The sequence below is a fragment of the Pseudoalteromonas sp. NSLLW24 genome (assembly GCF_015864725.1).
In the GTDB taxonomy this organism is placed as follows: Bacteria; Pseudomonadota; Gammaproteobacteria; order Enterobacterales; family Alteromonadaceae; genus Pseudoalteromonas; species Pseudoalteromonas arctica.
This window is the reverse complement of the sequence record NZ_JADYWQ010000017.1, coordinates 18,520-30,355: the sequence shown is the minus strand read 5'-3', so window position 1 is coordinate 30,355 and position 11,836 is coordinate 18,520. Positions and strand designations below refer to the sequence as shown.

Genomic DNA, 11,836 nt, shown 5'->3' with positions numbered 1-11,836 from the left:
ACCTTTCACATAAGTTAGCTAAGCTTTAATGCTTTAGCTTAGCTAACTAGATGCTATGGAAGTGTTTTTTCTGAAATAGGTTTTTTTCTTATAACTTCTTTTTTGGCTTTATCAAGCTTTATAAAATAAGCATTACCGCCTATGCCTTTAAACTCTTCATCTGTAAATACAATCGTGTTGTCATCAAAAAAGGTGACTGCTTCTTTTTGAGTAACAATCCCTAAATCTATTTTTGATACATCACCAGAGAAAAACTTATCACCTTCAAAGTTTTCAAATAACCAAAGACTTGTTGAATCAAGTAAGACTAATTTTTTACGATCGGGGCTGAGCGCCGCAGAGGTTATCCAGCATAGTTTTTCAAGCGTGGTACACGTTTTAAAAGAGTCAATTAGCTCAGCATCAAAATTTGCTGCATGATCGCCCACTTTATACACTTTAGTAATACCATCGAAAGGTTCTGTGCGGTTTTTAGTAAATAAATATAAATGACGACCTAGTGCTACAAATGCCTCTAAATCAAAATTACGGTTATTAGGTTTTATTGGGCTTCCATCCATTTCGGGGTAGGTAAACTTAATTATTTCGGCTTGGGTCGTATCTGTTTTTATATCTATCGGGTTTTCTATTTTATAAATAGTCAGCCATCTACGATCGTTTTTGTTATTACCAAAATCCCCTAAAAAAAAGTGCCCAAATTTGTTTTGGGTCATGTCTTCCCAATCAATGTTTTTAGCGTTTTCAACTAAAATTTCTTTGGCGATAGAACCATCTTTGTTAAGGCGGTAAAGCTTGGGTTCGTTGCCTCCGTCGTTAATAGCCCATAGACGTTTTTGTTTATCAAATTCAATACCTGAGATTTCTTTTAATTTAGGATCAACTGAGATTTCTTTTTTACTATAAAGGGTATAGATTGAAGAACCAACAAGTGTGGCTATTATTAAAAAAATGATGGCTATAGTTATTAAAATGCTTTTTTTCAACATGAAAATTATGATATTTCAGAGTATTAAGATGCTGTGTATTATCGCTGATGAAAGTACAGAACAAAAGAATTTTATAAATTTAGGCAATACTTTTGGATTATTTAACTTTAAATTCGATTAAATAAATAATATGTGATGTACGCTTAGTTGGTTCAAATATTGCTCTGTACTACTGAGCTTTTTAAAAAAGATTGTTTATATACTAACCGCACTTTTTAAGTGCAGAAAAAATGAATTGTTGCACTGTAATAATGCGTAAATAAAGTTTTGGTTAACTTACAACGTGTTTAATGATTTTGAATGGAATCCACATCGCCTTTTTGTTTAGTTGTATGGCCTGTGGCAAAGATTAAGTACCCTTTTTGGTTTAGTTGGAGCCTGCTATGTTGAATAAACGTTTTTTTAAAACAAAAGATGAAGCTGAAGTAACCTTTGAATTTTCTCATCCAGAGGCAGAAGAAGTTTGCTTATTAGGCGAATTCAATGATTGGCAACCTGTGCCAATGAAGCTTAATAAAAAACAAGGTGTGTTTAGATTTAAGCAACGCTTACCTATCGATCAACAATTTCACTTTCGTTATTTAATAAATGGAGACATTTGGGATAACGACCACCAAGCTGATGGTTATATTGGCAATACATTTGGCACAGAAAACAGCATAGTAAATACTCAACGCATTAATTAAGGCGATTCAATGGATGCTCTTTCGCAGTTGTTTTACCTGCATGGTATTGGCTTTGAATTCACTAAGTATACAGGTGAACAGGTGTTTTTTAGCGAAGACACGCGTAAACGTGCTTTGCAATGTTGCGGTGTTGATACAAATAACGAAGCCGAAATAACTCAACTAACTTATGATTTAGATGCATCGCTTTGGCTGGATTTAGTACCCAGTGTGAGTTTGGTTGACCAAAAAAAATGCGCTTTAAAGCTTCGTATAGACGAACGTCAGCAGTATTTAGCCGCCAACATTAATGTTCCTTCTCTTGGGATGAATATAGCGGTTGAGAACCTTTATAATTTGGTAGTTACAGGTGAATATTACTTACATGGCGTTCGCTATATTGAGCTAGCACTACCCATAGAAACTATGCCAATTGGCTATCATGACGCTAGTGTTCAAGTAGGTGAACAGCATGCAATTACGCAACTTTGGTGTGTACCTGAGCAAGTTTATCAAGTGGAGGACACAAAGCGCACAGGGTTATCTATTCAGCTTTACACATTAAAAAATAAAGCGCATTTAGGTATTGGCGACTTTGACGATTTACTAACGCTTACAAAATTATGCAGCTCGCAAAATATGGATTACATATTACTTAATCCACTGCATTTGTTATTCGCTGATATGCCAGAGCGTGCAAGCCCTTATAGCCCTAGTAGTCGGGCTTTATTAAACCCTCTTTATATTTCTATAGTATTAAGCGAAGACGCACAAAATAACGCAGTTCTACATGACCTCATGCAACAAGACGACGTAATTACACTTATAAAAAGTAATGATCAATTTATAGATTATGAAAATGTAAGCCGTATAAAGTATGCGTTATTTGAAGCGCTTTATAATCAGTTTGAATTAACGGCAAGTGATGAGCGTCGCCAAGCGTTTACTGATTTTTGTAATACTCATTCAACTACGTTAAATACCCTCGAATCAGATAACTTAACATTTGATTATTACCTGCAGTGGCAAGCGCATACGCAATTGGCACTGTGTCAACAAAGTTGTGCAGAGCGAGGTATGGCTATTGGCTTAATCAATGATTTAGCTGTTGGTTGTGCGGGTGATGGAGCTGAATTTAAAAATCAAAAGCCACTGTTTAGCCAAGGTGCAAGTGTCGGTGCTCCACCTGATCCATGGGCCGAAGCTGGCCAAAATTGGGGGCTTCCAGCACTAAACCCTCATAGTCTTAGTAATAATCACTACCAATTTTATCGCTCGCTCATTCGCGCAAACATGCAAAATGTAGGTGGGCTTAGAATTGACCACGTAATGGCTATTAGGCGCTTATGGTGGTGCTTTGAAAATAATGGCGAACAAGGTGGCTGTTATGTTTACTACCCGTTTGAGCACTTACTCGCCATTTTAAAAATTGAGTCACATATTAATCAGAGTATTGTTATTGGAGAAGATTTAGGCGTTGTGCCGCCAGAGGTAAGGCAGGCTCTAGCTTCAAACGGTATATTTTCTAACAGTTTATTTTATTTTGAAAAACAACACAGTGGAGAGTTTTTATCGACAGATGAGCTAGCAGCACAGTGTTTGTTAATGATAGCCAATCATGATGTACCGCCTTTTACAGGTTGGTGGCAGCATGCTGATTTAAATATTAAGCAACAATACAAGCTTATAACTTGCAGTGAATACGAGCAATTAAAGCAACAACGAGTAGAAGAGCAGCATAGGATACTACGGTTTATTAATCGCCATACCAATACAACCGAGCTTTTATTACATAGTAATTCAGTCGAAGTATATAACGCACTAGCATTGTGTTTGGCAGGTTCTCAATCGCGTCTATTTGCAATTCAAATAGATGATTTAGATGAGCAGAAATATCCGGTTAATATCCCCGGGACAGATAAAGAATATCCTAATTGGCGACGTGTATTAACGCATACCAGTGAAGAAATATTTACTAAAAATGGCTCACTTTTAGCTGCTATCGATTCAATAAGGAAAAGTTAAATGAGCAGTACAATTAATAAAAAATCGTCAGCACAGGACAGCTCAGTACATGAAAATAGCTATGATGCACAAGTACATGCATTAAATACAGGACGATTTACAGACCCATTTAGCTTTTTAGGGGCACATAAAACAGATGCCGAAGTTGAAATTCGTCTTTACTTACCTTGTGCAATAAACGTAAGTGTTACATTAAATAATAAAAGCATTGAGGCGCAGCGCTACCAACAAAGTGACTTATTTATAGCTAAAGTTGATGCACTACCCACCGCGCCTTATCAATGCATTGCTAAGTACACAAATAGCAGCGTTACCTTTTATGATGAATACAGCTTTGAAAGCACACTTGATGCAGAGGCAATGTATTTATTTAACGAAGGCAGCCTTGAACATGCTTACTCTCATTTTGGTGCACATTTTAGTACTCAACAAAACGTAGAGGGTGTGCGCTTTTGTGTATGGGCACCCAACGCAGCAAGTATTTCTATTATTGGTGAGTTTAATTTTTGGCAAGCTAATCGCCACTTTATGCGTTTTCATCCTGCAAGTGGTGTATGGGAGCTATTCGTACCAGGCCTTAAAGCCGACATGTGCTACAAATTTGCAATTACCGCTCAAAGTGGAGAAGTACTCGAAAAAGCCGACCCCTATGCATTTAAAATGCAACAAGCCCCGGGTACTGCAAGTGTACTGCAGTATAAACCAGAACCTATAACGCTCGGCGCTCAGGCACTTCAAAACCGACAAAAGCGTAATCATATTGATGCGCCAATTAGTATTTATGAAGTGCATTTAGGCTCATGGCAACGCGCTGAAAACAACCGCTATTTAAGTTACACAGAGCTTGCTGACAAACTGGTTAGCTACGCCCTTGAAATGAATTTTACCCACCTTCAACTTATGCCAATAAGTGAATACCCGTTTGATGGTTCGTGGGGGTATCAGCCTGTTGGTTTATTTGCACCTACCAGCCGTTTTGGCGATTACAACAGCTTTAAATACTTTGTAGAGCAATGCCACAAAGCTAATTTAGGTATTTTACTTGATTGGGTGCCTGGGCATTTTCCCAGCGATCCGCATGGCTTACATCGATTCGATGGCACTCATTTATATGAGCATGCCGATAAGCGTCAAGGTTTTCATCCTGATTGGAATACCTACATTTATAACTACGACCGCCCTGAAGTTAAAAGCTTTTTGATTTCAAATGCTATGTATTGGTTACATCAATTTGGTTTAGATGGTCTGCGTGTAGATGCCGTAGCTTCTATGTTGTATTTAGATTACAGCCGAAAAGAAGGCGAGTGGATTGCTAATTGTTACGGCGGGCGCGAAAACTTAGGTGCGATTGAGTGCCTAAAGCAAGTCAATATGCGCAGCTATAAAAACAACCCAGGCATTATGATGGTGGCTGAGGAGTCAACAGCGTGGCCGGGCGTCACCCAAAGTGTTGAGCACAACGGCTTAGGCTTTGGCTATAAGTGGAATATGGGTTGGATGAACGATAGTTTGCATTACATGCAGCACGACCCTTTATACCGTCAGCATCATCATCACGAAATGACTTTTTCGATGGTATACGCTTTTAGTGAAAACTATATATTGCCATTAAGCCACGATGAAGTAGTACACGGTAAAGGATCGTTAATTGAAAAAATGCCAGGCGATGATTGGCAGAAATTTGCAAATTTACGCGCTTACTACGCATTTATGTGGGCACACCCGGGTAAAAAACTCTTGTTTATGGGCGGTGAAATTGCACAGCGAAAAGAGTGGGGACACGATCATTCTATCGATTGGCATTTACTTGAGCACCAAAGCCATAACGGTATAAAGCACACCGTAAAAGCGCTCAATACCGTTTATAAAAACCAACCCGCGTTGTATGAGTTAGATTCGAGCGCGGCTGGTTTTACCTGGATAGATAACAATAATAATCAGCAGAGCATTTTAAGCTTTGTTCGCTATGCTAAAAACGCAAAAGACTTTGTGGTTGTTATTGCTAATTTTACCCCCGCGTCCTATGAAAACTACGTTATTGGCGTACCGAGTAAAGGGCGTTATAAAGTTGTTTTAAATACAGACGATACTCAGTTTTTTGGCTCTGGCGTTGAGGTAACTAAAGATTCATCGCAGATAGTTCACGCTATAAATGAATCAAATCATGGCTTTAAACACAGTATTTCAATTGCCATTGGTGGCTTAACAACTATTTACTTACAAAAGGTTGATGATGAGTAACCAATTTGATGTAGCCCCCGGTAATGTAGAACCGCTAGGTTCTAGTGTTATTAATAATGGGGTTAACTTCGCGCTTTATGCGCCAGGTGCAAGCCAAGCCTATGTGTGTTTGTTTGATAAAAGTGGCCATTCAGAAATTCTAAAAATGGCGATGAATATTAACGAAGGGGGTATTTGGAGTATTCATATTTCGCCATTAAGCGCCGGCGCACTTTATGGCTTTAGAGTTGAGGGTGAATATAACCCTAAAAATGGTCAACTATTTAACGAAAATAAACTACTGATAGACCCATACGCAAAAGACTTGTTTGGTGAGTTTACATGGAGCGAACGCCATTATGGGCAAATGCCAATTGGCACTAAAAGCAGCGTAAATAATGCGATTGATATACCTAAGTCAAAAGTAGCACCCCCTACGTTGTATGCGCATAAAAAGCCAAACCACCGTTGGTCAAACACGGTTATTTACGAGTGCCATGTTAAAGGCACAACGTGTCGTCATCCTAAAATACCTAAACCTCTACAAGGAAAGTTTTTAGGGTTAAGCCACCCAAGCTTTATTGAGCATTTACAAAGCTTTGGCATTACAGCAGTTGAGCTTTTACCTGTTCATTCTTTTATTAGTGAGCAATTTTTAACAGGAAAAGGGCTGCAAAACTACTGGGGTTATAACACGCTTAACTTTTTTACCCCCCATAAAGACTATTTAGTAAACGACGATATAAACGAGTTTAAGCAAATGGTGCGCGAGCTTCATGCTGCCGACATAGAAGTTATTTTAGATGTTGTTTATAACCATACCGCAGAGGCGGGGGCCGATGGCCCTATATTATCGCTAAGAGGCTTTGATAACTTAGCGTATTACCGCACAGTAGAGGGTCAGCCTAATGTATATATAAACGATACCGGCTGTGGAAATACCATAAATATTGATCACCCTAAAACGCTGCAACTTGTACTTGATAGCCTTCGTTATTGGGTTGAGGTAATGGGAGTTGATGGATTTAGGTTTGATTTAGCGACCATTTTAGGGCGCTCAAAAGCAGGCTTTAGCTCTGCACATACTTTTTTACAAGCAGTAGCCCAAGACCCTGTGCTTAATAAGGTTAAGCTAATAAGTGAACCTTGGGATATAGGTCCTGGTGGCTATCAGCTTGGGGCATTTCCGCCGCCATGGCGAGAATGGAACGATCAATACCGCGATGTAATTAGACGTTTTTGGCAAAGTGAAACGGGCATAATTGCCAACGTTGCAAAACGTTTGCATGGATCGTTTGATATTTTTGAGCACAGCCAACGTGGACCACTTAATAGCATTAACTTTATAACGAGTCATGATGGTTTCACGCTTGCCGATTTAGTGAGTTATGAAGAAAAGCATAACGAAGCTAATGGTGAGCAAAACAGAGATGGGCACAGTGCAAATCACTCGTTCAACTGTGGAGTAGAAGGCTTTACCAGTGACTCAAAAATAAACGCACTGCGTTTGCAACAACAAAAAAACTTTTTACTTACTTTGATATTCTCAAAAGGTGTTCCCATGATTGCCGCTGGCAGCGAAATGGCGCACTCTCAAGGGGGTAATAACAATGCTTATTGCCAAAATAATCGCACTAGCTGGCTTGCCTGGAAAGATTCTCAGCTTAATCATTCGTTAACACGATTTATTGACGATGCTTTAAAAATTAGACGCGCGCACAGTGCGTTCAAACACAGTGTATTTTTAGATGATATAGACGAGCGTTTTACCGTTAAGTGGTTTACTGAACAAGGTAAAACCATGACCGACGCTCATTGGCATGAAGATACCAGACAGTTTTTAATGTATAGCTTACTTGATAAGCAAAACAATCATGCATTACTGATGGTATTTAATGCCAGTAAAAAAACAGTTTTTTGCCAAATGCCGCATTCGCCTATTAATGCGCCGTGGCAAATGGTTTTATCAAGTGTAAATAATGCATCTGTGAGTAGTAATGAAGATGCGATGGTTGAAATTTCAGCACAAAGTAGTTGGGTTTTTAGTGCTAATTTAGAGGATGTAAGTCATGGCTAAACAAAGTGAACAAGTGTGTGTAGTAAAGGGCTGGCAAGAAGGTCCTGTTATAGATGAAAGTACGCTTAAAGATGACTTAACACGGCATTTTTATTATACCCTAGGTCGCGATAAAGTCGGCGAATCAAGACTGTATTTATACCATGCTTTAGCGCTGACTATTCGCGACAGACTTGTTGCCCGCTGCAGAGAAACTAATCAACAAATTAAGCAAGAGAAACGCCGCAAAACGGCTTACCTTTCTCTTGAATTTTTAATGGGACGTGCGCTGGGTAATGCAATACTAAACCTAGATTTAGACGACCAAGTTGCTGCTGCATTACAAGAATACTGCACAACAGTAGAAACGCTTGAAGATGCCGAGCACGACGCAGGCCTAGGTAACGGTGGTTTAGGCCGCCTAGCTGCTTGTTTTTTAGATAGCTGTGCTAGTTTAGCGTTACCTGTCATTGGTTATGGCCTTCGTTACGAATACGGCATGTTTAACCAATCAATTAAAGATGGTAACCAAATTGAGCAACCAGATAACTGGCTGCGCGAAGGGCACCCATGGGAGCTAAGCGCGCCAGAACATGCAAAACGTGTGAAATTTGGCGGCTACGTGCAAAGTTACACAGATAAATTCGGCCGAGAGCATCGTCAATGGATGAGTTCACAAGATGTATTAGCTGTACCTTACGATGTACCTGTTCCAGGTTATAAAAACAATATTGTAAATACGCTACGCTTATGGAAATCAGAAGCGACAGATGAATTTAATTTGACCGAATTTAATGCAGGCAGTTACTCAGAAGCCGTCGCACAAAAAAACCTAGCTGAACAAATTACCATGGTGCTGTATCCAAACGACAGCAGCGAAAATGGTAAAGAACTTAGATTGCGCCAACAATACTTTTTATCATCTGCGAGTATTCAAGACGTAGTTGATCAGTGGGTTTCCCAACATGGCGAGAACTTTAGCGACTTTGCTGATTTTCATGTTTTTCAGTTAAACGATACACACCCAAGTATTGCTGTTGCAGAGCTGATGCGTATTTTAATTGATGATTACGAACTTGATTGGAACGATGCTTGGCAAATCACTACTAAAACAATGGCCTACACAAACCATACGCTACTTCCTGAAGCGCTTGAAAAGTGGTCTGTCTCGTTGTTTTCAAAATTATTACCACGCATTTTAGAAATAGTTTACGAGATAAACGCACGCTTTTTAGCACAAGTTGCACAGCAATGGCCGGGTGATGTTAATAAACAGCGTGCATTGTCGTTGATTGAAGAGGGCGATGAGCCGCAAATTCGTATGGCTTACTTAGCCATTGTAGGTAGTTACTCTGTAAATGGCGTAGCAGCACTGCATACCGAACTGTTAAAAGCGGGTTTATTTAAAGAGTTTTACGCGCTGTGGCCAGATAAGTTTAATAACAAAACAAATGGTGTTACACCAAGACGTTGGCTTGCACATTGTAATCCCGTTTTAAGTAAATTAATCAGCGAAAAAATTGGTCATGACTGGGTTAAAAACTTTTCAACAATTAGTGACCTACGTCGCTTTTACGATGACAAAGCATTTCATGAGCAATGGCAAAATGCTAAACGCGAAAACAAACAGCGTTTAGTTGATTTAGTTAAGGCGCGCTGCAATGTTGATTTTGACGTATCGATGATGTTTGACGTACAAGTAAAACGTATCCACGAATACAAACGTCAGCTATTAAACATACTTCATGTGATTCATTTATATGACCGTATTCGTCGTGGTGATACCCAAGGGCTTGTTCCTCGCTGTGTTTTATTAGGTGGTAAAGCAGCACCGGGTTATTACATGGCTAAAAAAATTATTAAGCTTATTAATAACGTGGCAGAAGTTATAAATAAAGATCCGTTAGCAGCCCCGTATTTACGCGTCGCCTTTTTACCTAATTACAACGTAACCGCTATGGAAGTTATTTGTCCTGCAACCGATTTGTCAGAGCAAGTATCTACCGCAGGCAAAGAAGCGTCTGGTACTGGCAACATGAAGTTTATGATGAATGGTGCATTGACGATCGGCACGCTGGATGGTGCAAACATTGAAATTAGAGACGCCGTTGGTGCAGACAACTTCTTTTTGTTTGGGGCACAAGCTCATCAAATTGATGATATTAAGTCACGTTACAATCCTGAGCATTTAATCGCGCAAAATAGCGATTTAAATAATGTAATGCAACTACTCGAAAGCGGCCATTTTAACTTGTTTGAACCATGCTTATTTGACGATATAACAAATGCAATTAAGAGCCCACACGATCCATGGCTTGTTGCACACGATTTTGAAAGTTATGTAGCAGCTCAAAAAGAAGTTGATAAAGCTTACGCAGATCAAACCTACTGGACACAAATGAGTATTTTAAATACGGCAGCCAGTGGTATGTTTTCAAGTGACAGAACCATAAGCCAATACAGTGAAGATATTTGGCATTTAGAACCCCTCAATATTAGTGAAACAGACTTAACGACAACTAAAAGCCATGCCACTAACAGCCTAGACTAAATGGAGAGAGTATTATGCCCAATTATGCAAATCGCTACATAAGTAGCCTAACCAGAGAAACTTACGCGTTAATACTGGCAGGCGGACGCGGTTCTCGCCTGCATGAGCTAACCGATTGGCGAGCAAAGCCAGCAGTTTACTTTGGTGGTAAACATCGAATTATCGATTTTCCACTATCAAACTGTATTAACTCGGGTGTGAGACGTGTTGGTATTGCTACACAATATAAATCGCATTCACTAATTCGTCACGTAAATCGCGCGTGGGGCCACTTTAAAAAAGAGCTGGGTGAGTCGGTTGAAATTCTACCTGCATCTCAGCGCCAAGGTGATGATTGGTACTGTGGCACCGCAGATGCTGTTTTTCAAAACATAGATATTATTCGCCACGAACTCCCTAAATATGTGATGATTTTGTCTGGAGATCATGTGTATCGCATGGACTATGGCGCTTTATTGGCTGAACATGTGCAAAAGGGCGCAGATATGACGGTATGTTGTATTGAAGTGCCTGTTGAAGAAGCTGCAGACACATTTGGTGTAATGACCGTTGATGAAGAAAACAGAGTGTGTCGTTTTGATGAAAAACCAGCAATGCCTAGCTCCGTACCTGGCAAGCCAGGTACATGCTTAGCATCAATGGGAAACTACATTTTTAATACTGAATTTTTGTTTGAGCAACTTAAAAAAGATTCTGAGAATGAAGGCTCTGGCCGAGATTTTGGTCACGATATTATTCCAGCAATTATAGAAGAGCATAATGTATTTGCGTTCCCATTTAGAGATCCAAATCAAGAAGGGCAACCTTATTGGCGTGATGTAGGTACCCTAGATTCGTTCTGGGAGGCTAATATGGAACTGGTAATGCCAGAACCACAACTTGATTTATATGACCCAACGTGGCCAATATGGACATATCAAGAGCAGCTACCACCTGCTAAGTTTATTTTTGATGACGATGATAGACGCGGTATGGCCTTGGACTCAACCGTGTCGGGTGGGTGTATTATTTCGGGCTCTGCGGTTAGAAAGTCACTCTTGTTTTCTAATGTGCATGTTCGCTCATTTTGTACCATTGAGCAGTCGGTAATTTTACCCGGTGCAGTTATAAACCGAGGCTGTAAAATTAAGCGTGCGATAATAGACCGAAGCTGTGAAATACCTGCAGGCCTTGAAATAGGTTTTGACAAAAAAACAGATGAAGAAAACGGCTTTAGAGTATCTAAGAAAGGCATCGTTCTTGTTACTCGTGATATGCTCACTGAGCTTGCAAAAAAGTTAGAGCGCCAAGCGCGTGAGAATAAAAAGCTAGCGTAAAACACGTTAAATATTAA

The 11,836-nt window shown here is 39.7% G+C and carries 7 protein-coding genes; 6 read left to right on the top strand and 1 reads right to left on the bottom strand.

The window, feature by feature from the left end; all coding sequences use genetic code 11:
• Positions 1-53 precede the first annotated feature (53 nt).
• Positions 54-986 (bottom strand): hypothetical protein, encoded by a 933-nt coding sequence (locus I6E72_RS15835; protein WP_024591768.1) that lies wholly within the window; start codon positions 984-986, stop codon positions 54-56.
• Between the two features lie 383 nt (positions 987-1,369).
• Between I6E72_RS15835 and I6E72_RS15830 the strand changes: the two genes are divergently transcribed.
• Genes I6E72_RS15830 through glgC form a run of 6 tightly spaced genes read left to right on the top strand, consistent with a single transcriptional unit; the run spans position 1,370 to position 11,819 of the window.
• Positions 1,370-1,672 (top strand): isoamylase early set domain-containing protein, encoded by a 303-nt coding sequence (locus tag I6E72_RS15830; protein ID WP_121954768.1) that lies wholly within the window; start codon positions 1,370-1,372, stop codon positions 1,670-1,672.
• Positions 1,673-1,681: 9 nt separating this feature from the next.
• Positions 1,682-3,676 carry a 4-alpha-glucanotransferase gene (gene malQ, locus I6E72_RS15825; RefSeq protein ID WP_197113053.1) on the top strand — a complete coding sequence of 665 codons (1,995 nt, stop codon included), beginning with the start codon at positions 1,682-1,684 and terminating at the stop codon, positions 3,674-3,676.
• Positions 3,677-5,917: a 1,4-alpha-glucan branching protein GlgB gene (gene glgB, locus I6E72_RS15820; protein WP_197113051.1), complete on the top strand. Its 2,241-nt coding sequence runs from the start codon at positions 3,677-3,679 to the stop codon at positions 5,915-5,917.
• Entirely contained in the window at positions 5,910-7,973 is a 2,064-nt protein-coding gene (glgX, locus tag I6E72_RS15815) for a glycogen debranching protein GlgX (RefSeq protein WP_197113049.1), read from the top strand. Before glgB ends, glgX begins: the two co-directional genes overlap by 8 nt.
• Positions 7,966-10,503 (top strand): glycogen/starch/alpha-glucan phosphorylase, encoded by a 2,538-nt coding sequence (locus I6E72_RS15810; RefSeq protein ID WP_197113047.1) that lies wholly within the window; start codon positions 7,966-7,968, stop codon positions 10,501-10,503. The genes glgX and I6E72_RS15810 overlap by 8 nt, the downstream gene beginning before the upstream one ends.
• A gap of 14 nt (positions 10,504-10,517) precedes the next feature.
• Positions 10,518-11,819, top strand: coding sequence for a glucose-1-phosphate adenylyltransferase (gene glgC / locus I6E72_RS15805; RefSeq protein ID WP_121954773.1), 1,302 nt, complete (start codon positions 10,518-10,520; stop codon positions 11,817-11,819).
• Positions 11,820-11,836 lie beyond the last annotated feature (17 nt).